This is a genomic window from Helicobacter canis, from assembly GCF_900451095.1.
Classification (GTDB): domain Bacteria; phylum Campylobacterota; class Campylobacteria; order Campylobacterales; family Helicobacteraceae; genus Helicobacter_B; species Helicobacter_B zhangjianzhongii.
Window position 1 is genome coordinate 1763309 of sequence record NZ_UGHV01000001.1, and the last position, 23736, is coordinate 1787044.

Genomic DNA, 23736 nt, shown 5'->3' on the forward strand with positions numbered 1-23736 from the left:
AGCGTGCGGTGATCCACAATCCAAAAGTGGATTCTAGCTTTTACACTTCTTGTTTATCCTAGAATCCACTTTTTACACAACACAGATTTTTTAAAAACACTCATTTTTCTCATCATTGCGAGCCTTACACCGCGTGGCATAGCCGTAGCTTCTTTAGTGATCCACACTAGAATCCACTTTTGAAATGGATCGCCACGCCGCTAACGCAGCTCTCGATGACGGAAAACTGCCATAAGTGAAAAAGTGGATTCTAGGATTATGAAGCGATTTGGTAGAATAAGGCACAATTTCACACACCTTATATCACCTAGGATTTTTATGACTACTGCTTGCTCTGTCCATATTGATCATACACCTATCCAAGAAATCATCTCCCCTGCAGTGTTTATCGCTGATGCACACTATATCCCAAGCCCTACCCACACTTGCACACAGGCATTTGAGCAAGCACTAGAGCCCAGCCCTGCTAAGCTAGATTCTAGCAAGTCCGCTAGCCCACTAGAATCTAGCTTTTCATTTTTGGATTCTAGCTTGCCCTATCCGCGCTACATCGGCGAAGATGGCTTAATGGGGCTTTTGCAAGCATTGATGGGCAATCCCCCCGCACAGATTTTTCTTATGGGGGATATTGCGCATTTGTTTATCCCGCATATCTCCCATAGCGCAGATAATCACCGCGATTTTATCGCCCTACTCAATGCCCTATCGCAGCACACAGAGATCTTCTACTTTGAAGGCAATCACGACTTTGGGATAGATTCTAGGCTTTTGCCACGAGTGAGAATCTACCCTAGGAGTCTCCAGCCAGCTATTTTTAGCTATCAAAATACGCCATTTTTACTCGCACACGGCGATCTTTTTATCAACAAAAGCTATGAATGCTATATCCGCGCACTAAGCGCACCACTCACACTTAGTGCGCTAAAGCTGCTTGATACACTAAGTCTAGGCTATATCTATACCTATGCGCAATCCCTAGTCAATGCCAAGCGCATTGCGCCACTTCACCTAGATGAAAGTGGATTCTACACATTTGCGCTTAAGAGACTAGCAGCATACACGCACTATATGCGTGCGAATAACCTAGCCCGCGCGTGCAATCTAGCCAAGCCCAGCGACACAGACCCCCAAAGCACCGCAAAGCAGGCTAAAGACTATGAGCTTAACGCGCAATATGGCGTGATAGAGGGGCATTTCCACATAGGCAGAAGATTGCAGAGCTTTTTTGCCCTGCCATCTTTTTATTGCGAAAAAAGGATTCTTGTTTTATAATCCTGCCGATATTACCCACACAAACTAAGACCATTGATTTAGATTTGGAGACAACTATGGCAGGCAATATTTTAGACTCTCAAATTGAAGGCTATAACGAGATAGCGTTGATTGACTTCCGTATTTTCGAGCTGCGAGATGATGAAGTATATGAGGGGATTTATGGGGTCAATGTCGCAAAAGTGCAGAGTATCATCGAGCAGCCAGATGAGCTTTTTGACATACCGGCAAGTCCAGATTATGTGCTAGGGCTTTTTGATTTGCGTGGGACGATAATCCCGCTTGTCGATCTCTCCAAATGGCTGAATATCAAAGCAGATGACACCCCCCGCAAACACAAAATCATCGTATCTGAGTTTAATAATGTCCAAATAGGATTTGTAGTCGATGAAGTTAAGCGCATACGGCGTGTGAATTGGAAGCAAGTAGAATCCGCGCAATTTAGCTCATCTAGCACAATCGAGCGAGGCAAGATTACCGGCACAACGCGCATTGAAGAAGATGATCGAACTATGCTAATTTTGGATTTAGAGAGCATTATTGATGAGCTAAATTTCTATGAGAAAAAGGCTGATGATATTATCAGTATTGTAGAAGAGCAGGAGCGGTTTAATGGACTAGCACTTGTGCTAGAAGATAGCTCCATAGCCCGCAAACGCGTGGTGAAAAATCTCGTAGCTATGGGCTTTGAGGTTGTAGAGGCAATCGATGGAGAAGAGGGCAAAGAAAAGATAGAGTCCCTTTATCAACAATATGGCGATAAACTATCCGAGCACCTTAAAATCATCGTATCTGATGTAGAAATGCCAAAAATCGATGGCTTCCACTTTGCCAACGAAATCAAAAACGACCCAAGATTTTCTAAGATCCCGCTTGTATTTAACTCCTCTATCTGCGATCCAAATAGTATGGAAAAAGGCAAAAAAGCAGGAGGTGATGGCTATATTGTGAAATTTGACCCCAACATTTTCTACCAAGAAGTCAAAAAACTTCTAACTTCTGTGTGATTTTGGCATTTTTTTGGTAGAATAGCCCCCAAATTAACGAGATGAGGTATTGTAGATGGATGATATGCAAGAAATAATGGAAGACTTTTTGATCGAAGCCTTTGAGATGGTCGATCAGCTCGACCAAGACTTAGTCGAGCTAGAAAGCAACCCAGAAGATCTAGAGCTACTGAATCGTATTTTTAGAGTAGCCCACACTATTAAGGGTTCTAGCTCATTCTTGAATTTTGACATTCTTACAAGCTTGACACACAATATGGAAGATGTCCTAAACAAAGCTAGACGAGATGAGCTTAAAATCACACCTGATGTGATGGATGTAGTCTTGCTCTCCATTGACCTTATGAAAGCACTCTTGCAAGCAATTAGAGACTCTGGGACAGACGCCAATAGCGGTATTGATATTAGCGATGCTGTTACTAAGCTTCAAGCAATATCTCAAGGTAGTAGCCCTGTCGCAGAGGCTCCAGAGCCTTCAGCCAAACCAGCCAAACCGCAGGAGACTACACCACAGAGCGACCCTAGCAATCCACTTGCAGATGAGCCGGATAAGGACTATGCGCATATGAGTTCTGATGAAGTAGAAGCAGAAATTGAGCGACTGCTCCAAAAACGCCAAGAAGCGGATAAACAAATGCGTGCGCAAAAAAGAGCAAGCGGTCAAGCTGGCGATGTCCAAGCACCCAAAGCACCAGCAGAAGCTCCAGCACCCACTGCTACTACACCGGCTAAACCAAGTCCCAAAACTGAAGGCAAACCTGCAGCCGGAAAAGATGAAGGCAAGGTGGCAACAAGCGTAGAACAAACGGTCCGCGTTGATGTTAGGCGACTTGATAACCTTATGAATCTCATCGGCGAGCTTGTGTTAGGCAAAAACAGATTGATTAAAATCTATGGCGATGTGGAAGAGCGCTATGATGGTGAAAAATTCTTAGAAGAACTCAACCAAGTTGTATCATCTATCTCTAGCGTAACGACGGACTTGCAACTTGCGGTAATGAAGACAAGAATGCAGCCTGTAGGCAAGGTGTTTAATAAATTCCCAAGAATGGTGCGAGATTTATCCAGAGAACTTAAAAAGAGTATTGATCTTGTCATCACCGGTGAAGAAACAGAGCTTGATAAGTCTATCGTAGAAGAAATAGGCGATCCGCTTATCCATATCATTAGAAATTCTTGTGATCACGGCGTGGAATCCCCAGAGGATAGAAAGGCTTTAGGCAAGCCAGAGATTGGGCGAGTGGATCTCAAAGCCTACAATGAAGGCAATCACATTGTTATTGAAATCACCGATGATGGAAAAGGGCTTGATGCAGAAATGCTCAAGCTAAAGGCTATTGAAAAGGGCTTAATCTCTGAAAAAGAAGCAGATTCTATGACAGATAAAGAGGCTTTTGGCATTATCTTTAAGCCCGGTTTCTCTACGGCAAAAACTATTTCCAATGTATCTGGACGCGGTGTCGGTATGGATGTTGTAAAGACCAATGTCGAAAAGCTTAATGGTATTATCGAGATAGATTCTGAAAAGGGAGTAGGCACAACATTTAAGCTAAAAATCCCACTTACGCTTGCCATTATCCAAGCATTGCTTGTGGGTGCGCAAGAAGAATACTATGCTATCCCCTTATCTTCTGTCATTGAGACAGTTAGAATTGGGCAAGATGAAATCTATAGTGTCGATGGCAAATCTGTCTTGCGCCTAAGAGATGAAGTGCTTTCCCTAGTGCGTTTGGCTGATATTTTTGGTGTGGATTCTGTGCTAGAAACAGCAAGCGAAGTGTATGTTGTCATCATTGCGCTTGCAGAGCAAAAGATTGGTGTAATTGTGGATTATCTCATTGGACAAGAAGAAGTTGTTATCAAATCGCTTGGCTACTATCTCAAAAGCACTAGAGGTATTGCAGGAGCGACAGTGCGAGGTGATGGTAAAATCACTTTGATTGTCGATGTAGCCGCAATGATGGAAATGGCTAAAGAGGTTAAAGTGAGTATAAATGCAGTAATGGAAGAAGCTCAAAGCTCCAAAGCCAAAACAGCCCCATCAGACTATATCGTGCTAGCAATCGATGATAGCAATACCGATAGAGCAATTATGAAAAAATGCCTAAAAACATTGGGAGTTACAGTGCTAGAAGCAAGCAATGGTTTGGAAGGCTTAGAAATTGTCAAAAATAGCGATAAGCCCCTTGATGCGGTTTTGGTAGATATAGAAATGCCTAAAATGGATGGATATACTTTTGCAGCAGAAGTTAGAAAGTATAATAAATTTAAAAATCTACCACTTATTGCCGTTACAAGTAGGACAAGCAAAACGGACAGAATGCGTGGGGTAGAATCTGGTATGACAGAATATATTACAAAACCCTACACGCCAGAATATCTTGTCAATGTCGTAAAACGCAATATTAATCTAGTAACCGGAGAATAAAATGGCTGATAAAATTAGAGATATTTTTGAACAGCAAAAGATGGATGCAAGTGGATTGGGTCGTGGTATTGGTGAGGCACAAGATGATCCAGAGGATATTTTGCAAGTTATTGGGTTCGTTGTGGGTAATGAGGAATTTGCTGTTCCTATTCTTAATGTCAAAGAAATTGTAAAACCCACGGAATTTACAAGGGTGCCCGGAACGCCACCTTATGTTCTAGGTGTATTTAATATGCGTGGAAATGTGTATCCACTCATCAATCTACGCTTGAAGTTTGGTCTCCCGGCTATCAAGCAAGATAAAGATACTCGCTATCTTATAGTGCATCAGAATGATGAAATAGCCGGATTTGTCATCGACAAACTAACAGCAGCCATCACTCTTCCTAGCTCTAGTATAGACCCTGTGCCAGAGACGCTTGCGAGCAATCAAGCTGGAATGATCGATGGCGTAGGAAAGCGTGAAGATCACCTAATCACCATCCTGAAAATTGATGTGCTGCTCAAAAGAGACTTCTAAACTCCAAATACATATACATTGAAAGATTCTAGATTCCCATAGAATCTAGAATCCTAGCGATTTGAATTATCCACTACAAACTTCTTAAAAATATTCCAACAAAAATACTCCCCAAACAAACGCAAAAAATACCAAACTCAAAAGTTGCGCTGCACTACTCATATCTTTCGCCTTTTTGGCAAAAGGATGTGGCTCGATACTCGTGTGATCAATGGCGTTTTCTATCGCTGAGTTAAAGAGCTCTACAATCACACAAAGCACTCCAGGCAAGACCAAAAGCACTTTTTGCGCAAATCCATCACCAAGCCATAGCCCCAAACACAGCCCAATGCTTGCTACTACAACCACCTGACGAAACCCCTGCTCTTCTCTCCACGCAGCCAAAAGTCCATCTCTAGAATACAAAAATGCATTGCGCACGCGTGCCAATCCACCCCCGCCCTTTTGTGCATTGCGCTTACCCATATCAGTCCTTTTTAGACTCTATAGAATCTAGTGGAATTTCTTCAAAGCTAAATGTAACTCCAGATTTTCGCAAAGATACCGCAGGATCTTGTAACCACTCCCCAAGTGGAAAGGCATTATTAGCACTCTTATTTTTATATCCCAGCCCATAGACTACGCCATTATTCTCACCTAAAATCATACGCAATACACCATCAACCAATACTTCAAGATACTGGGCTTTCCCTCTATGATCGCCTAATAGTGCTATATACATCACAAACGCTTTCATAGACTGCAGAGATCGGGCTAGGTTTATTCGATATTGCTGGTAGGCTTGCGCATCTAGTTTTTGACCATTAGCAAGTTTTGTAATAATAGCTTGAGCCAATTCCTTAGGCTCTAAAGACAATGTAGCACTCTTAAACAACACTGGAGTATGTGATAATATCTTTTGACTATCATCTTGATAGGCTTTTAGCATTGATGACAGAGCATCGCTAAAATGCGTGGGGGCTTGAGCCAGCACATCACCAAGCCCAGCCTGCATATCCCACACAAGCTTATATGATAGATTCTTGCCTTTTGTGATACAAGCAATACTAGTATCCATCGTATCAAAATCTGGTGCCTGCTCACTCTTGTCTAGCACTCCACTGATTTTACAATCAAGAGATTGCGGAAGCAGCTCAGTAGAGAAATCCACATCTTGAGCCAGCACGCCAAAAAGTAGCGTTAAAATCTCATCACCAGCAAATGATATTTTCTGGCTTGTTATACGCACACTTCCCTGTGTTTGCGTGAATTGCCCAAGCTCCAAGCGCACATTCTCTAGCACCACACCATCAAGCCCAATACTAGATGACTCACAAGCGATACTTTTAACCCCACTACAAGTAAAAGGCTCATAAGAGATAGAAGGAATATATTCTTGTAAAACCTGCAGCTGCGCGTTGATGGAGTTTTGCATATTATCCTTAAGCCTATAGCTTATCACGATCAACGCGACAAGCAGCACAGCAATCAGCACTCCTCCAAGCCCTAAACCCCATATAAACAACCTTTTCATACCTCTCCTTTGCTAAACTCTAGATTAGCCGATGATCTCGCGCACACCTTTGGCATTGGGCGCGGACAAAAAGCCTTGCTTCTCTAGCTCTTCCACAAGCACTGCAGCTTTATTGTAGCCTATACCTAGCCTGCGCTGAAGATTGCTGATAGAAGTCTTGCCATCAAGCATCATAAGCTTTTTAGCTTCAGCGAGCAGATCACTGCTATCGCCTTGTGTCTCATCGCTCCTTGTAGCCACCCCGACAGAATCAGCCAAGAAGCTAGAATCATACTGCACCTCTCTTTGATCACGGATAAAGCCCACAATGGATTCTATCTCATCTTCACTCGCCCAAGGCGCGTGCAAGCGCAACACACTCCCGCCCCCACCAAGAGAAAACAGCATATCACCCTGCCCTAGTAGATTCTGCGCTCCTTCAGAATCCAAAATCACGCGAGAATCCATTCTTGAGCCGACTTTGTAGGCGATTTTTGCCGGGAGATTTGTCTTGATCAATCCTGTTACGACATCGACACTTGGTCGCTGGGTGGCTACAATTAAGTGTAATCCTGCCGCCCTACCCATCTGTGCTATGCGAATGATTGAGCCTTCTGCCTCCTTGCCCCCTGTCATCATAAGATCGGCAAGCTCATCAATGATGATAACAATAAAAGGCAAAATCTCACTTCCCTCACTAGCAGCTTTGGCATTATAGCCATCGATGGTTTTTGTCTTTAGGGCTTTCATCATCTCATACCTGCGCTCCATTTCTCTGGCGACATTATTGAGAGCGATTATCGCCTTTTTAGCATCAGTGATGATGGGTGTCAGCAAATGTGGGATTTCTTCATAAAGACTAAATTCTACCTTTTTAGGATCGACCATTATTAAGCGCAAATTATCGGGAGAATTACGATAAAGCAGGGATAAAATCATCGCATTAAGCCCAACACTCTTCCCGCTACCTGTGGTCCCAGCGATAAGCAAATGCGGAAGCTTTTGCAAATCTGTAACAAATGGATTCCCTACAATATCTTTCCCAAGCCCAAGCGCAAGTGGCGAAGAAGAACCCTGAAAGACTTCACTCTCTAAAATCTCGCGCAGATAAATCATCTCTTTTTGCGAGTTTGGCACCTCAATCCCTACAACATCTTTACCCGGTATGGGAGCTTGGATACGGATTGATCGCGCACTTAGTGCCATAGCAAGATCATCACTTAAGCTTTGGATTCTACTGACTTTGACATTAGGAGCTGGGCGAAATTCAAAGGTCGTAACAACCGGACCCGAGTAGATTCTAGCCACATCGCCATCAATTTTAAACACTTTGAGCTTGGTTAGGAGATTTTGGATCTTTTGATCAATCTCACCTTCTTCAAAGCTTATTTTTCCGCTTTGTGCGGGCTGCAGAAGTGTCGTGGGTGGCAGGACATAATCCTTAGGTCGCGCAAGCCCACCTCTCTCTAGGCTCTCTAAATGCTGCTTGCTAGATTCTAAGTCTTTTACTATTGTGGGCTGCACTCGCCTAGAAAGCTCTGTGTTTTGTGTTTTGTGTGCAAAAATCTTAGGACTAGAATCTTTGATTTGCTCTAGTGTATCTTGGGGGCTGGGATATTGTGCTTGAGTAAATTCCCCTGCATAAGGAGATTGTATGCTTGACTGTGCTAGAGGCTGCATATCTGCTAGATGATCTTGGCTTTGTGGGTGTGATACTTGCTTGGAGTCTTTGTGCGTATCACTATCATCGTGCGCATCGTGCGCACTACTTGTGCCAATATTTGGAGAATGGGATTCTAGCATTTGAGAAGAATCTAGAGAGAGACGATCAATGGCTGGAGAATCCACCTCTATCATCTCTTGTGGTGTGCTAGATTCTAGCTTCTCTTGTGTGGGGTCAATGATTTTTGTGCGATAGGTTGCTTCATCTTTTAGCAGTGCTTCTTTCTCATAGGCTTTGGCACGAGAGATAGCCTGATCCACATCGATATGTAGCATCTCGGCATCTTTATTCATCTGGCTTGGATCAATAAGCCGGACCATCGCCCTATGCCGCTCTTCTTCCTGCTCTTTTATATATCTCTCGCGTTCCTCATCGCGGTAAAGCACTACGACCTTTTTCTCATCAAACTTTGGAGCTTCCCTTGGAGCTTCTTGCAAGGGCGATGAAAAGGACGACGAGAGATTTTGTAGCTGAGTGGCATTGGGCATATCCGCGAGACTAGATTCTAGGCTAGGCATTTGATCAAAAGACTCTTGAGTAGAATGCGCCCTGTGCATTGTCGTTTGCTCAGCATTGATCTTGCTGGATTCTAGTTGGATAGGATTTTTAGCACGCCCTTGATAGTCAAACTCCTTGATCGATGGAGAGGCAAACACTCTTTCAAGCCACGCAGTAGTAGCTTTGTATAAATATCGCGCATACGCTACACACCTAGGAGCAAGATACAAAAACGCTTCTTTTACATTGCGCACAAGATAGCGCGTGAGCGTAAGCACGGCATTTTGCAGGGATTTTTGTGCAGTAATCACAGCAGTAGGACATAGCAAAAGCACCCCGGCATACACACACACTATCACTAGAATCCACACGCCAAATGCGCCAAAATTTGGCATAATCTTGGCGATAAGAAGCGCACCAAGCAAGCCCTTATCCAACCAAAGCGACTGCACCAAAAGCACACCTAAGCTTAGTAGCAAAACAGCGATGATAATTTTCACTCGCTTTGGGCTAAGTGTAGAATCCTTATATAGCGCATACGCTGGATAGAGTAAAAAGAGCAAATACACATAGCCCAAATACCCAAACCAAGATAGATTAAGCATCGCAAATGCCCTGCCCATCTCGCCCATTTCACCGCTCTGTCCAAAAATAGTCGCCAAGGTTAGGATAATAAACAACGCGCACCAAGCACACAAAATGTAGATTTTTTTAATGCTAAACCCTTTTAAGCAAAAATTTTTTAAATATATTATAGCATATATAGAAAAATCTACTTTCATTTCACACAGGGGGCATAAATGCACGGAAGAATAAGCCGCTATTCTATGGCGACAGGATCTGGCGTTGTTACCAATTATTCAAAGAAAATCTTTGAACTACGCAAGGAACATTGGCACGATCGCAAACTTCTACCAGCAGCAGGAATGTATGTGGAGTTTCGCCTTGATGAAAGCGGACATATTGTCGATGCACACAGCTCTGCCTATCAAGAGTTTGGCGCAGATTCACTTATCAAAGAAATAGACTTTTGGAAGACAGATACCGATGAAGAGCTGCGCACAAAGGAAGCTGATTTACGCAACCAAATCGCAGAAAATATCTTCAAGCAGACAAACTACCTGGAGATGAAAGCTATTGAAGCATCTGTATCTGTGGAAGACTGCTTAAAAGAATACTTCACCCCAGAATCTAACTCTATCAAATTCTCGCTTGCAGACATTGAAGAAGTCGCCCCAGAAAATCAGCTCAATTATCTCATTGTCCGCCGATTTCTCTCAAAAGCTATGGATTATCTTGTGTATTGTGATAAAAACATTACCCCCGATGTCTTTGCTAGCGATCTACAAAAGGTCAATAACCTAGAATACTCCTACAAAGCCTTAGTCCAAAGTGCCAACCTAAAGCCAGCTTCCATCTACCAAGATATGTTTTTAGAAAAGCAGCTTCACTATCGTGGCGCGATCAAGGCGATCTTGGGTATCAAAGAAAAAACCATCCAACTACGCAATAAAGTAAAATTCTGTATGAATGAAGTCCGCAAGCTTAGAAACCAAATGGAGCTCAATAAAAAAGACTCTTCGCTCCCAGCAAAGCTTGAGACGCAAAAGACCATTATGGCAAAAGCAGAAGAAGAAGTAAAAATCCTAACAGGCTGCCAAGAGCGGCTAGAAACTATCACAAAAAATTTTAGAGAAAGCTACTTAAATGAGTTTAGCGAGACTTTCCACAAAATGCACAATGATCTAGTCGATCAAACACGCGATGCGCTAAATCTTGTCGCCACCACCCTTGATAATAAAATGTGGAAAATCGGTATGTCATCTACTGCCATACACAACAACTTCTTCAAGCACGATATTAACAACCCCTATTGCACAATGACTTTCTATGGGCAGTATCTCAAGCGACTTGACAAAAACAAGCTTGCTGATAATGAAAAAACAGGCTACAACTACTTCCACAAATACAAAAAACAGCACGAAAAGCTTTTTTTAATCTACACTACAAACCAAAAGCTTGAGATGTATCTAAAGCTTCAAATAATGTCTGCTTCTAAAGAATATAGTGTTGTTATCGCCAAAACTGATGGAGAGTTTCTCTCACATATCAACTCCCAATCATTTGAGCTAGGCTATATCGATCCTTTTATCCGCGGGAATCCAAAGCAGCTTGTCGAAGATGCCAAGACTTCAAAACACAATAAAACCACGCGTTTTGTTGTCATATCACAAAAGCAAGCCCAAATTCTAGCAAATAAATAGTCCCTAACACACAAGAAATGATCCATATCTTAATCTGTGTAGGTCTCTTAAGGAACCCAAATGATTAAAAAGTTTTTTGCGCCATTTATCGCGATACTTGAATGTCTTACTAAATACTTCAAAGCCTTTGTTTTTTTGCTCATTGTAGCAGTGCTAATTTTTAGCACAAGAGAGCCTAAGCAGCACCCAAATCTCGCTAGAATCCACCTTAAAGGCGCGATAGTGGATTCTGCTATGCTACGCACACAAATCGAGGATTTACGCAATTATCCTAGCTTGCAAGGCGTGCTATTTGTGATTGACTCTCCGGGTGGAGCGGTGGGGGCAAGCGTGGAAATGGCTGATCTCATCAAAGAGCTCGCTAGCACAATGCCTGTGGTCGTGCATACAGAAGGGATTATGGCAAGTGGATCGTATTATGCTGGTGTATATGCGAGCAGAATCTATGCCAATCGCGGTGCGCTAATCGGGAGCATTGGCGTGCTATTTAACGGCGCAAATCTGCAAGAACTCTTTAAAAAAATCGGCTATGAGCCACAGATAATCGCAGCTGGCGAGTATAAAGAAATAGGCGCGTATTACCGCGACTGGACACAAAAAGAACGCACCTATATACAAAACCTTATCCAAGAAGAATACCAAACTTTCATCACCGATGTCGCAAAAGCACGGAATCTAGAGCTAAAGGATTCTAGCAAGTTTGCTGAAGGCAGGGTGTTTAATGCCGCTAAAGCTAAGGAGTTGGGGCTGATTGATGATGTCATCTCCCGTAATCAAGCCATAGACAAACTAAAAGAACTCGCCCAAGTAGAAGAAGCACTATGGCTTGAAAAAAGCTCGTGGCAAGGCTATTTAGACTCTCTTGTAGAATCCACTTTAAGCAGAATGCTTGGCTCTATGCTTGGGGTAGGATTGCGATGAAGCATATATTGCTTATTAGCACTAAAGATAGAAGCGGGCTTATCTATCAAGTCTCTAAGATTTTGCACGAAGCAGGGCTAAATATCGAGAAAAATGATGAATTTGTCGATAGAGATGCGATGATATTTTTTATGCGCACGCAAATTGCTGGCACACTAGATGAAAAGTGGATTCTAGCAACTCTACAAAACGCTCTCGACAAAGATGCTCATATCACACTAAAACCTATGGCAAAAAAGTCCCTAATCATTCTCGCTACCAAAGAAAACCACTGCCTTGGTGATTTGCTACTGCGCTATGATAGTGGCGAGCTACACGCCCATATCCAAGCAGTCATCGCTAATCATAACGACCTAGAGGAGCTTGTGCGCCGTTTTGATATACCATTTTACTGCGTAGAATCCAGCGATGATAGGCAAGCACACGAACAAGCCCTTACAAATATTATTGATCGCTATTGCCCAGATGTAATTGCCCTTGCTAAATATATGCGGATTCTCTCTCCTATGTTTGTAGCACGCTATGCAGGCAAGATGATCAATATCCACCATAGCTTCCTCCCCGCATTTATTGGAGCTAATCCCTACAAGCAGGCGTATGAAAGAGGGGTGAAAATCATCGGTGCTACCGCGCATTTTGTTACCCAAGATCTTGATGAAGGACCTATTATTGCACAAGATATTATTAAAATCGATCACACCTTTAGCTGGCAAGATATGCAAAAAGCCGGACGCAATGTCGAAAAAAGTGTCTTTGCTCACGCGCTTGATCTGATCTTGCACGATCGCGTCTTTATCAATGGTAATAAGACCATTGTGTTTTGATCTGCTAAGGCTTTGCTAGGATATACTAGCTTACCCCACACCAATACAAAGGACTACTATGGACTATCTACACATCACAGGAGGCTCAAAGCTACACGGACAAGTGCAAATCTCTGGAGCAAAAAACGCCGCTCTCCCCCTACTCTCTGCCGCACTGCTATCAAATACACCTATGAAAATCGACAATCTCCCCAATGTCGCTGATGTCAAAACACTCGCTAAACTTTTGGAGCATTTAGGTGCGATAGTGAGCTGGGATAGCCCACATAGTGCGCAAATTGATGCAAGCCACATTATCCATACCAAAGCGATTTATGATATTGTGCGCAAAATGCGCGCTTCTATTTTGGTGCTTGGACCACTACTTGCACGCGTGGGGCATTGTGAGGTAAGCCTGCCGGGTGGCTGCGCTATTGGCGCACGCCCCGTAGATCTCCACATAGCTGCTATGGAAAAAATGGGCGCACAAATCACAATCCAAGGTGGCTATATCGTAGCTAGCGCACCAAATGGGCTACAAGGCACACAAATTGTCTTTGACAAAATCACCGTAACAGGCTGTGAAAATGTCATTATGGCAGCAGCCCTAGCCAAAGGGCGCACGCAAATCATTAACGCCGCTAGAGAGCCAGAAGTAGTCCAGCTCTGCGAAGTGCTTATGCAAGCAGGCGTGGAGATACAGGGCGTGGGGACTTCTGTGCTAGATATCCGCGGCACAGATAGGGAGCCACTTAGCTTCAAGCCTTTTTCTGTGATACCAGATAGAATTGAAGCAGGCACTTATCTATGCGCAGCAGCCATCACAAATAGCCCTATAAATCTTACAAACGCTAATCCAACCCACCTTGAAGCCGTGCTTGAAAAACTCCGCCAAATCGGCTTCACCCTAGAATCCACAAAGGATTCTATCAGTATTTTTCCAGCCACAAAGCGACAAGGCTTTGAGCTTATTACCACAGAACACCCCGGCTTCCCTACCGATATGCAGGCGCAATTTATGAGCCTAGCTACACAGTGTCAAGGCACAAGCGTGATACAAGAGCGGCTCTTTGAAAATCGCTTTATGCACGCAAGTGAGCTACAACGACTTGGAGCAAATATCACACTAAAAGGCAACACTGCCACAATCATTGGCAACGATGAGCGCAATCCACTTGTAGGTGCAGATGTGATGGCGACAGATTTGCGCGCCTCATCGGCGTTGGTGCTTGCTGGGCTTGTGGCACAAGGCAGCACTAATGTGCATAGGATTTACCACCTTGATCGCGGCTATGAGAACTTAGAGCAAAAGCTTGAAGGGCTAGGCGCAAATATTGTGCGCAAAAAGTCGTAATCTCTAGCGATTCAGTCTTGGGCGAGCAATGCGCGTGATTGCGTGATTTTGGGGTAGGAGCTACCTTGTCGTGTGTCTTTGTGTGTTCATTTTTGCTGCGTGTAGTGGCACGATATTTTATCTCTATGTGCTACAAGTCTATCAAACACATCTCACATATAACCCAGCTCGCATAGGCTCACACAAAGATATATTCCCCACTCTCTATGCCCTTAGCCTATCAAATACCGCTCATAAGAGTTTAAGCGGGCGCAATATACTTGCTAAGATGGCTAAAAACTTCACCTATTCGCGTGATACAAGCTTCGCCCTACACGACAAAAAGACTTTATGGAGCTTTATAATGAGCTTTTTACCTATGCTATCGCGCGGAGAATCCAAAACGCCAATACTACACACGACAGCCCATAAGTATCTCGCATAGCCAATCGCCCATAGACAATATTAGACTCTCCCTAATATACGCTATCTGGGCGTGTTTATTTAAAAATATTTAACCAAAAATTAAAGTAAAATTTAAGTGTTTAGCGTTACAATCGGTGTTTCAAAAAGCTAAAAAAGGAGAGAGTATGGCTGAAGTCAAGAGACGCGATTTCTTAGGGCTCACGCTCGGTGGTGTCGCTGCGGTTGGCGGTATCGCTTCACTAATTGCTATGAAAAAGACTTGGGATCCATTGCCGAGTGTTGTTTCTGCCGGATTTACGACAGTAGATATAGGCAATATGCAAGAAGGAGAGTTTTCTCAGGTCGAGTGGCGTGGAAAGCCGGTATTTATCATAAGAAAGTCTAGCAATGATGCTTTTGATGATAAGCGCGACTTTAAAATCGGTGATAAAGTTTATACGCTTGGCTTGCAAGTATGCACGCACCTAGGTTGTATCCCCCTATATAAATCAAACGAAAAAGAATTTCTCTGTCCGTGCCACGGCGGTAGATTCACAATCAGTGGCGTCAATATTGAGGGCACTCCACCGCCACGCCCATTTGATATTCCGCCATTTAAGATAGATGGCACAACCCTAACGCTTGGTGAAGCTGGGGAAGAATACAACAAAATGATCGCATTAGCTTAAGGAGAAAGTATGGCAGAGATAAAAAAAGCAGATGGATTTGTTGATTGGCTTGATCAACGGCTTGGGGTGAAAAAACTCCTCCAAGTAATGATGACAGAATATTGGGTGCCTAAAAATATCAATTTTCTTTGGGCTATGGGCGTGCTACTGCTCACGCTATTTACACTGCTTGTAGTGAGCGGGCTATTTTTGCTTATGTATTACAAGCCTGATGTCAATATGGCGTTTTATAGTGTGAATTACACTATAATGCACGAAGTTGATTATGGTTGGCTATGGCGACATATCCACGCGGTAGCTGCAAGTATGGTATTTGTGATTATCTATATCCATATGTTTGTAGCTATCTACTATGGCTCTTACAAAAAAGGGCGTGAGATGGTGTGGATTGGTGGTATGCTACTCTTTGTCGTGTTTTCCGCTGAAGCATTTAGTGGCTATATGCTTCCGTGGGGACAGATGAGCTATTGGGCAGCGACAGTTATCACCAATCTTTTTGGAGGCATTCCTTTTATCGGCAATGATGTTGTCGAGTGGATTCGTGGGAATTACATTGTGGCTGATGCGACATTGACGCGATTTTTTATGCTACATGTTGTCTTGCTGCCTGTTGTGATTATGCTGCTTATTGCATTCCACTTCTATTCTCTTCGCTTTCCACATGTTAATAATCAAAATGGTGAAGAAATAGACTTTGAAGCAGAAGCACAAAAATACCAAGAAGGCAAGAAAAAAGACGCTAAAGTGATCCCATTCTGGCCAGTATTTATGTCGAAAGACATTTTTGTTGTGTGTGCGTTTATGGCACTATTTTTTTACCTTGTATGCTACCACTTTGATTTTGCTATGGATCCAGTGAATTTCGATCCAGCAGATTCTCTTAAAACTCCGCCACATATTTATCCAGAGTGGTATTTCCTATGGAGCTATGAGGTGCTACGCGGCTTTTTCTTTGATGTTGGACCAATTAAGGCTGCTGATATTGGTCTTATAGCATTTGGTGTAGCGCAAGTAGTGTTTTTGTTTCTCCCTTGGCTTGATAGAAGCCCTGTTGTGCGCCCAGCCCATCAACGCAAAGGATACTTTGTATGGTTTTGGTCGCTTATAGTTGTGCTAATCGTGCTTACTGTGTATGGCAAGCTACCGCCAGAGGGTATTAACACCTACATTGGCTTTGTTGCTTCTATTGCATTTTTGCTTCTTATCTTTGTCGCGCTTCCGCTTATTACAATCAACGAGCGCAAAAATTCAAGCTGCCGTGGTGGCTGCAATAATGCAGGAGGTGCAAAATGAGAGAGCTAAAAATTCTAGCAATCTTAGTTGTTGTCGTAGGTGTAATATATTGGGGTGTAGAGCCTTTGGCACATAGTATTATGCACCCAAAAGTAGCCGATGCACAGTATGACTATATCAAAGCAAATGCCGATGATGTAGCCCAGCTAAAAAATACAATAGCAAAGATTGAAGCTGAATTGCAAAATGCACGCAGCGCAAATAACGCCGCTGATATTGAGCGTTTAGAAAAAGAGCTTGGCAAGAATCAGTCCTATCTTGCTTCGATTGAAAATTTCTGGAATGCGATAGACCTAAGCAAAGGCAATGCGCAAGCCGGACGCGCTCTTGTAGAGCAGTGTCTTGCCTGCCATACGATTGATTCTCAAAAGCTTTCACGCTCTAGCGGACAAAGTAATGCGGAGGTCTCTGCTGCTTATGGTGTAACTCCACCTGATTTATCTAATATCGCCGCCGTATTTGACCACACTTACTTGGCGCATTTCTTGAAAGATCCTGTGTTAGCTTCAAAACTATGGCACAAAGAAGGGCTTGCCTATCCTATGCCACCCTACTCATATCTTAGCGATCAAGAAATTGCTGATATTATCGCTTACTTCACATCTATCGCACCAAAATCGCTAAATGATAAACAGGTGTTTGAGCAAGCGTGTGCGCGTTGCCATAGTGTGAGCTATGATAATCTTGCAAGCACAAGCAACCCACAAGATCTCGCGCGATACCTTGGGACAAAAGTGCCAGATCTATCAATGATGATTCGCTCTCGCGGAGAACATTATCTTGGCAATTTCATCAACGATCCACAACGATTACTGCCCAATACTGCTATGCCTAGGGTTGGCGTTACAGAGCAAGCCGAGAAGCAGATTGTGGCGTATTTGGATTCTGTGGGTGATAGCAAGAAACACGAACGCAATGCGCTTGGATTTAAAATCATTGTATTCTTCCTTGTTATGACAATTCTTGCATACCTATGGAAGCGCAAAATATGGAGCGATCTCCACTAATATAACTCGCTGCATCCGCAGCGAGTCTCCTCGCGCACAATCCACATTCCAAGACAAAGCTTTCTCACCATCAAATTGCGATGCGTCTAAATATCCACACTAGAATCTAGTAAGCCCAAAAACATAAAGGCTTCTATGCAGTTATCAAACATATCTTTTCATCGCTCACGCCTAGCTTTTTGATTAGAAACTATATTTTTGGTATTTGTCTTTGGGCAGCTTGTGTATTTATTTTGCCAGATATTCAAATACCACTTATTATCATCTTGACAATCAATCTCTTATTCTTTCCATTTGCCACACTTATTTGGGGCGAAATGCGCGATACGCTTATGGGCAATACTGCGGTATTTTTGCCACTTTGGACTATGTTTTTTATTAAAATTTTTATCAAATGTATGATATTTGCTTTTGCAATTCCTGTTGGAGTGCTTGGGATTCTCTATATCTGGTTCCGCACCAAAAATGCTTCTTGAGAGATACTCCACAATCAAGCAGAAAAGATTGTTGCTGTTTATAATCTTTGCTTCAAAATCTCCCGTGCCTGTTTAATATCGCGTTCTATTTGAGCCTTAAGCTCTTGGAGCGAGTCAAAGCGGCGGTTTTCGCGGATTTTTTTATACATCTGTATCGTTAGCCGCTCTGGCACCTGCGTAATCTCACTATCGATAATATGACTCTCTATCGCGTATGCCCCATCTGTGCTGACCCTATGCCCAAAAAAGCTTATCGCCATTTTCTCACACACACGCGTAGCATAGACACCATTTGCTGGAAGCACATAGCCTTGAGTGCGGATATTTATCGTGGGGAAAAGCTCCTTGCTTGCTATCCCCTGCCCGCGTATCACATCGCCTGTTATCATATAGTGCCACCCTAGCATTGCATTTGCCACAGCAATATCCCCGTGCTGCACAAAGCTTTTGATCACGCTTGCGTGCAGTGGGATCTCACCATAGCAGACTTTAGGGACAATGACTACTTGCACTGCCTGTCTCCATCTTCTTTGCCTAAGCCCGCACAAATGCCGTAAATCATCTGCCCCATAAAGCCTATCCTTGCCAAAACGAAAGTCATAGCCTACAATGATTGTCTCTAAACTTGGCAAGGATTCTAGCAGTGTAGCGACAAACTCTTCTCCACTCATCTGCGCCACACTCGCAAACTCCACGACATAAGCATTTGGCAAGCGATCTAGCCGATCTTGCAATGAAGTAAGAAAACCTTGATGTGGCGGATTTTGATCACTCTGTATATGTGGATTTTGCTCATTGTTTATGCCATTGTGATTGTCGCATTTGATGGCTTTGTCAATGATTAGCACAGCACCGCGATCGCCCAGCAAATCAAGCAATTTCTTATGCCCCAAATGCAGCCCATCAAATTTCCCAATCGCCAGACTTGTGATCTGCTTAGATGCTAGATTCTCTGCAAGCATAGATGAAAAACTCTGCATTTCCTTCCTTTCCTTTCACGCTAGATTCTGCCACTAAGCTCACAGCAAATCCACGCGCACAAATAGTAGCGATACACTCTTGCAATGCTCTTTGGACCGCTTCTTGATCTTGCACGACACCCCTTCTACTCCGCTTAATCCCTCTGCCCACTTCAAACTGCGGCTTAAAAAGCACGATCACCTCATCGCCTAATCCACATAAATCATCAACAATACACCCAATGCCAATAAAGCTCACATCACACACCACCACATCAAAACGCCTACCATACTTACGCGTAAAATCTCGTATATCACACTGCTCAAACACCTCTACGCGAGAATCTTGAGCGATTTTTGGGTGTAGCTGATTGCTCCCCACATCGACACAGCAAACACGCTGCACACCATAGCGCAGCAGCACTTGAGTAAAGCCACCCCTAGCAGCCCCCACATCAATAGCACTGCCCCACGCCTTAAAAATCCCCTGCCCTTTGCATTCTTCTAAAAATCCTTGCAGCTTTTTTCCGGCGCGAGAGACATACTCATCCCCACACACCGCGATCCTAGAATCCACTTTTTTATCACTTACCCCAGAATCCACTTCCCTAGAATCCACTTTTTTACCCATCTCCCCAGAATCCACCTGAAATGCCGCTTTCCGCACCACCTTGCCACTAATTATCACCCTACCTTCTTTAATCGCCTCTTGCGCCTTTTGCCTAGAATCAAACCTCCCTATATCAACCAAATACTGATCCAATCGCATAATGCCCCTAAAATGCTTGAAATGGTATGACTTTAAACCCATAATCAAGTATGCTTACTTGCTCATCTACCATAATGCGCAAAAGCATATTATCTGTATCAATGAGAGGTGATTTTACAAATGCCACTAGATAGCAATTTGACCATTTATTGATAGGGTGCAACACTGCATCATACTCATCTTTGCCAAGCAGGCGCATATATTGTGGATCTAGCCAAGTTTTGCCATCACGAGTGGCGATTTGTATATGCAACCGCTGCAAAATAATAGGCTCTTGGCTTGGGGCATAAATCTCTATGAAAAAATACTCCAAATTCTTATAATATGTCCGCTCGATGTCATTCAAATAAGTTGCGAATATAACAAGATCGATTTTATCATTGCGTATGGTTTGGAGTTTTCTTGTGGCTTGGATTTTTTTTTCTTCTAGCATTTGCGGGTGGTAGCCTTTTTCAAAATAATTTGTGCAAGACACAAGCACCAAAGCAGCTATCATCACTAGGCATATTCTCCAAATCCCCAAAATAATCCTTTAGATTTTTCTTGTGAAAAAAACGCTATGATTATATCCATTTTTACCAAACGCACCCCCAAACACAAGGAAGCCTATGCGCCACCTTATAGAGACAAGCGACCTATCTACCGATGAGATTGAACACATCTTACACAAAGCCACGCAATTTCTCCCTATGCTAGAATCCACAACTTTAGATTCTACTCATCGCCCCTTGCAAAGCCTAGCCCACACCAATATCATTACCATATTTTTTGAAAACTCCACCCGCACGCTAAGTAGCTTTGAGTGCGCGGTGAAAAATTTAGGCGGCTCTATCACTAGGCTTGATGTCTCGCGCTCTTCAACCTCAAAGGGCGAGACAATCAGCGATACCGCCGCAAATCTCAACGCTATGAGCCCACACGCCATCATTATCCGCCATCAAAGCTCAGGCGCACCTGTGCATCTTACCAAATCTGTCTCCTGCCCCATCATCAATGGCGGCGATGGTGCGCACGCTCACCCTACGCAAGCCTTGCTTGATTTACTCACGCTAAAGCAATGCCTAGGACAAAATCTCGCGGGCAAAAAGGTAGGTATTATCGGTGATATTAAAACTTCGCGCGTAGCCAATAGTAATATCGAGCTACTCTGTCGCTATGGTGTAGATCTCACGCTCATAGCCCCACCCCACTTTCTCCCACTACATAGTAAGCTGCCTTGTGTGCATAATATTGCAGAAGTCATTGACTCCCTTGATGCTATTATTTCTCTACGCACACAAACTGAAAGGCACAGCAAGCAAAACTACGGCTCTTTACGCGACTATGCCAATCAATTCTGCCTAACAAAGCAACTCATAGGCGATAGAGATATTGTCATTATGCATCCGGGTCCTGTGCATCACAATATCGACATCGAAGATGAGCTATTAAAAGATCCTCGCTGCAAGGTTTTGCAACAAGTGCGAAATGGCGTGGCAGTGCGTATGGCAGTGTTGGAATTTTTTATCCTAGAGACAAAGGCATAAGATGCAAAATCCACAGATGACAAAACAGCTCAAAGTGGGGATTATAGGCATTGGTGTGGTGGGCAGCAGTGTCGTATCTATCCTAGAACAAAACAAGCATATCATCACTGCACGCACAGGTGTAGAAATTGTCGTTACAAAAGGCGTGGTGCGCGATATGCACAAAGCTAGAAACTGCTCTATTGCCCTTACAACCAATATTGATGAAGTGCTGTATGATGATGAAATTGATGTGATAATAGAACTTATGGGGGGCAAAGACCTACCTTACTACATCGCCAAAACCGCCATATCACAAGGCAAAGCTTTTATCACTGCTAATAAAGCTATGCTTGCTTACCACCGCTATGAGCTAGCGAGTCTTGCACGCACACCGATAGGATTTGAAGCGAGCGTATGCGGGGGTATCCCCATTATCAATGCGCTAAAAGTGGGCTTAAGTGCTAATGAGATTTTAGCAATAAGGGGGATCTTAAATGGCACGAGCAACTATATCTTAACCAAAATGGCACAAGATGGCTGGGACTTTGCCCAAGCATTGAAAAAAGCGCAAGAGCTAGGCTATGCTGAAGCAGATCCAAGCCTTGATATAAATGGACTTGATGCAGCCCATAAACTCTCAATCCTTGCTAGCATTGCCTATGGGATTGATGTGCGTCCAGAAGATGTTCTCATAGAGGGGATAGAGCATATAGCGTGCGAGGATATTGAGTTTGCCAAGGAGTTTGGCTACTGCATAAAGCTCCTTGGCATTGCCAAAAAGCACGATAATGCCATAGAGCTACGCGTGCATCCCACAATGATCGATGAAGAAAAGCTCCTAGCAAAGGTTGATGGCGTGATGAATGCTGTGAGTGTCGTGGGGGATTGCGCTGGGGAGAGTGTGTATTATGGAGCTGGGGCTGGAGGATATGCCACTGCTAGCTCTGTCATAAGCGATCTTATCACGATCGCGCGAAGCCTAGGGAAGCAAGCCCATACCGAACCAATGCTAGGCTTTATAAATGAGCAAAAACACACAATAATCCCCAAGCAAGACATCACAAGCAAATACTATCTACGAATCCTAGCCGATGACAAACACGGCGTTTTAGAAAAAATCGCCGCAATCCTTAGCCACAATCAAATCTCCATTAGCACATTTTTGCAAAAGCCAAGCGCGCAGGATTCTAGTAGTGCGCAAACTTATGCCAAAATCCTGCTTGCCACACACACAACCTCTGAATTTGCCATACAAAATGCCATTGTAGGCTTGCAATCCTTAGAAGTCGTGCGCGAAAAACCCATCATCATACGCATAGAAGAATAGCACCCCCAAAGCCAATGCCCACACACACCCCACGCAACCAAAGTCGATCTAAGGGAGTGGCGGGAGAAGAGAAAGCGTGCAAATGGCTAGAATCTAAAGGCTTTAAGATTCTAGCGCGTAATTATTGCACACAATTTGGCGAGATCGACATCATCGCCTTGCGTGATAATCTTTTGCACTTTATTGAAGTAAAGACTTTTGCAGCAGATTCACTCTCTCCGCGCTATGCTATCACGACTAAAAAGCTAGAAAAAATCTATGCCAGCATTGATGTGCTGCTTTTTACTTGTCGTGATCTCTGGCTAGCCACAGAATCCACTATCCCTAAATGCAAGCACGATACTTATGCAATTATACGCACCCTCCAAGCCCTGCATATTGATCCGCAAAATTGCCAATATTGTGTCGATGCGCTACTGATTTGGGGTGATAATATTGAATTACTAGAAAATATAAGTCTTGAGTGATCTCTACAAGAATTTCACAAAGTCTGTGGCTACTTGGCAGCAAATAAAGCAATAAGGAAGTTGTGCAACAATGAACAATTAGCAACTAGAATCTAAAATATCACTTCAATAATCATCGATGTAAATTTTTGTGGAAATAAAACAAGTGGCCGGGAGAGAGGGATTCGAACCCCCGGAGGTGTTACCCTCAACGGTTTTCAAGACCGCCGCTTTCAACCACTCAGCCATCTCCCGATATACATATGAAAGACTTATGAAATTTGGAGGCGACACCCAGATTCGAACTGGGGAATCAGAGCTTTGCAGGCTCCTGCCTTACCACTTGGCTATGTCGCCCTTATCCCAGGTGGTGCCCGGAGCCGGACTTGAACCGGCACGGACGCAATGTCCGAGGGATTTTAAGTCCCTTGTGTCTACCATTCCACCACCCGGGCGATATATCAAATGCAAAAAACTTTAAGAATATGGATATATAAAAGTGGAGCGGGAAACGGGGATCGAACCCGCGACCCCAACCTTGGCAAGGTTGTGCTCTACCACTGAGCTATTCCCGCGTTGTAAAGCCGTAATTCTAG

General features: G+C 43.5%; 23 protein-coding genes and 4 tRNA genes. 16 read left to right on the plus strand and 11 right to left on the minus strand.

The window, feature by feature from the left end; all coding sequences use genetic code 11:
* Positions 1–153: 153 nt before the first annotated feature.
* On the minus strand, positions 154–297 hold the full coding sequence (locus DX060_RS11485; protein WP_181814254.1) for a hypothetical protein: 144 nt from the start codon (positions 295–297) through the stop codon (positions 154–156).
* A gap of 21 nt (positions 298–318) precedes the next feature.
* Between DX060_RS11485 and DX060_RS08280 the strand changes: the two genes are divergently transcribed.
* Genes DX060_RS08280 through DX060_RS08295 form a run of 4 tightly spaced genes read left to right on the plus strand, consistent with a single transcriptional unit; the run spans position 319 to position 5227 of the window.
* Complete coding sequence (locus DX060_RS08280) at positions 319–1272, plus strand: metallophosphoesterase family protein (protein WP_115012009.1); 954 nt, start codon at positions 319–321, stop codon at positions 1270–1272.
* A 56-nt stretch (positions 1273–1328) separates the two neighbouring features.
* The gene (locus DX060_RS08285; RefSeq protein WP_115012010.1) at positions 1329–2279 is read left to right on the plus strand and encodes a chemotaxis protein CheV; all 951 of its coding nucleotides are present in this window, start codon (positions 1329–1331) and stop codon (positions 2277–2279) included.
* Between the two features lie 55 nt (positions 2280–2334).
* Complete coding sequence (locus DX060_RS08290; protein ID WP_115012011.1) at positions 2335–4707, plus strand: hybrid sensor histidine kinase/response regulator; 2373 nt, start codon at positions 2335–2337, stop codon at positions 4705–4707.
* Between the two features lies 1 nt (position 4708).
* Entirely contained in the window at positions 4709–5227 is a 519-nt protein-coding gene (locus DX060_RS08295) for a chemotaxis protein CheW (protein WP_115012012.1), read from the plus strand.
* 84 nt (positions 5228–5311) lie between these two features.
* Here the strand turns inward: DX060_RS08295 and DX060_RS08300 are convergent, their stop codons facing one another.
* From DX060_RS08300 to DX060_RS08310, 3 genes are read right to left on the minus strand one after another with little or no spacing between them, the layout of a single operon-like run.
* Entirely contained in the window at positions 5312–5692 is a 381-nt protein-coding gene (locus tag DX060_RS08300; RefSeq protein ID WP_115012013.1) for a diacylglycerol kinase, read from the minus strand.
* Position 5693: 1 nt separating this feature from the next.
* Positions 5694–6740, minus strand: a complete 1047-nt coding sequence (locus tag DX060_RS08305; RefSeq protein WP_115012014.1) for a hypothetical protein — start codon at positions 6738–6740, stop codon at positions 5694–5696.
* Positions 6741–6764: 24 nt separating this feature from the next.
* A complete protein-coding gene (locus DX060_RS08310; protein ID WP_258552263.1) occupies positions 6765–9620 on the minus strand; it encodes a DNA translocase FtsK in 2856 nt (951 codons plus the stop codon).
* Between the two features lie 120 nt (positions 9621–9740).
* Between DX060_RS08310 and DX060_RS08315 the strand changes: the two genes are divergently transcribed.
* From DX060_RS08315 to DX060_RS08355, 9 genes are all read left to right on the plus strand, one after another.
* Positions 9741–11204, plus strand: coding sequence for a hypothetical protein (locus tag DX060_RS08315; RefSeq protein ID WP_147278809.1), 1464 nt, complete (start codon positions 9741–9743; stop codon positions 11202–11204).
* 60 nt (positions 11205–11264) lie between these two features.
* Positions 11265–12125: a signal peptide peptidase SppA gene (gene sppA, locus DX060_RS08320; protein ID WP_115012016.1), complete on the plus strand. Its 861-nt coding sequence runs from the start codon at positions 11265–11267 to the stop codon at positions 12123–12125.
* Positions 12122–12949 carry a formyltetrahydrofolate deformylase gene (gene purU, locus DX060_RS08325; protein WP_115012017.1) on the plus strand — a complete coding sequence of 276 codons (828 nt, stop codon included), beginning with the start codon at positions 12122–12124 and terminating at the stop codon, positions 12947–12949. Before sppA ends, purU begins: the two co-directional genes overlap by 4 nt.
* A gap of 58 nt (positions 12950–13007) precedes the next feature.
* Positions 13008–14282 (plus strand): UDP-N-acetylglucosamine 1-carboxyvinyltransferase, encoded by a 1275-nt coding sequence (gene murA, locus DX060_RS08330; RefSeq protein WP_115012018.1) that lies wholly within the window; start codon positions 13008–13010, stop codon positions 14280–14282.
* Positions 14283–14352: 70 nt separating this feature from the next.
* Positions 14353–14706: a hypothetical protein gene (locus tag DX060_RS08335; protein WP_147278810.1), complete on the plus strand. Its 354-nt coding sequence runs from the start codon at positions 14353–14355 to the stop codon at positions 14704–14706.
* A gap of 145 nt (positions 14707–14851) precedes the next feature.
* Positions 14852–15355, plus strand: a complete 504-nt coding sequence (gene petA / locus DX060_RS08340; protein ID WP_115012020.1) for a ubiquinol-cytochrome c reductase iron-sulfur subunit — start codon at positions 14852–14854, stop codon at positions 15353–15355.
* 9 nt (positions 15356–15364) lie between these two features.
* Positions 15365–16648, plus strand: a complete 1284-nt coding sequence (locus tag DX060_RS08345; RefSeq protein ID WP_115012021.1) for a cytochrome b — start codon at positions 15365–15367, stop codon at positions 16646–16648.
* A complete protein-coding gene (locus tag DX060_RS08350; RefSeq protein WP_115012022.1) occupies positions 16645–17655 on the plus strand; it encodes a c-type cytochrome in 1011 nt (336 codons plus the stop codon). Before DX060_RS08345 ends, DX060_RS08350 begins: the two co-directional genes overlap by 4 nt.
* A gap of 233 nt (positions 17656–17888) precedes the next feature.
* Positions 17889–18131, plus strand: coding sequence for a hypothetical protein (locus DX060_RS08355; RefSeq protein ID WP_147278811.1), 243 nt, complete (start codon positions 17889–17891; stop codon positions 18129–18131).
* A 38-nt stretch (positions 18132–18169) separates the two neighbouring features.
* Here the strand turns inward: DX060_RS08355 and DX060_RS08360 are convergent, their stop codons facing one another.
* The 3 genes from DX060_RS08360 to DX060_RS08370 are packed head-to-tail and all read right to left on the minus strand — an operon-like array spanning position 18170 to position 20382.
* Entirely contained in the window at positions 18170–19111 is a 942-nt protein-coding gene (locus tag DX060_RS08360; RefSeq protein WP_115012024.1) for a bifunctional riboflavin kinase/FAD synthetase, read from the minus strand.
* Positions 19068–19859: a TlyA family RNA methyltransferase gene (locus DX060_RS08365; protein ID WP_115012025.1), complete on the minus strand. Its 792-nt coding sequence runs from the start codon at positions 19857–19859 to the stop codon at positions 19068–19070. Before DX060_RS08365 ends, DX060_RS08360 begins: the two co-directional genes overlap by 44 nt.
* A gap of 7 nt (positions 19860–19866) precedes the next feature.
* Positions 19867–20382 (minus strand): hypothetical protein, encoded by a 516-nt coding sequence (locus DX060_RS08370; protein ID WP_147278812.1) that lies wholly within the window; start codon positions 20380–20382, stop codon positions 19867–19869.
* Between the two features lie 85 nt (positions 20383–20467).
* On the opposite strand from DX060_RS08370, the gene DX060_RS08375 reads away from it, so the two are divergent.
* The 3 genes from DX060_RS08375 to DX060_RS08385 are packed head-to-tail and all read left to right on the plus strand — an operon-like array spanning position 20468 to position 23161.
* Complete coding sequence (locus DX060_RS08375) at positions 20468–21385, plus strand: aspartate carbamoyltransferase catalytic subunit (RefSeq protein WP_115012027.1); 918 nt, start codon at positions 20468–20470, stop codon at positions 21383–21385.
* A 16-nt stretch (positions 21386–21401) separates the two neighbouring features.
* Positions 21402–22694, plus strand: coding sequence for a homoserine dehydrogenase (locus DX060_RS08380; RefSeq protein ID WP_115012352.1), 1293 nt, complete (start codon positions 21402–21404; stop codon positions 22692–22694).
* Between the two features lie 56 nt (positions 22695–22750).
* On the plus strand, positions 22751–23161 hold the full coding sequence (locus tag DX060_RS08385; protein ID WP_181814255.1) for a YraN family protein: 411 nt from the start codon (positions 22751–22753) through the stop codon (positions 23159–23161).
* A gap of 146 nt (positions 23162–23307) precedes the next feature.
* On the opposite strand, the gene DX060_RS08390 is transcribed toward DX060_RS08385, so the two are convergent.
* The 4 genes from DX060_RS08390 to DX060_RS08405 form a co-directional block, all read right to left on the minus strand.
* Positions 23308–23395, minus strand: a tRNA-Ser gene (locus tag DX060_RS08390).
* Positions 23396–23422: 27 nt separating this feature from the next.
* Positions 23423–23497, minus strand: a tRNA-Cys gene (locus DX060_RS08395).
* Positions 23498–23508: 11 nt separating this feature from the next.
* A tRNA-Leu gene (locus DX060_RS08400) sits at positions 23509–23595 on the minus strand.
* A 45-nt stretch (positions 23596–23640) separates the two neighbouring features.
* A tRNA-Gly gene (locus DX060_RS08405) sits at positions 23641–23715 on the minus strand.
* Positions 23716–23736 lie beyond the last annotated feature (21 nt).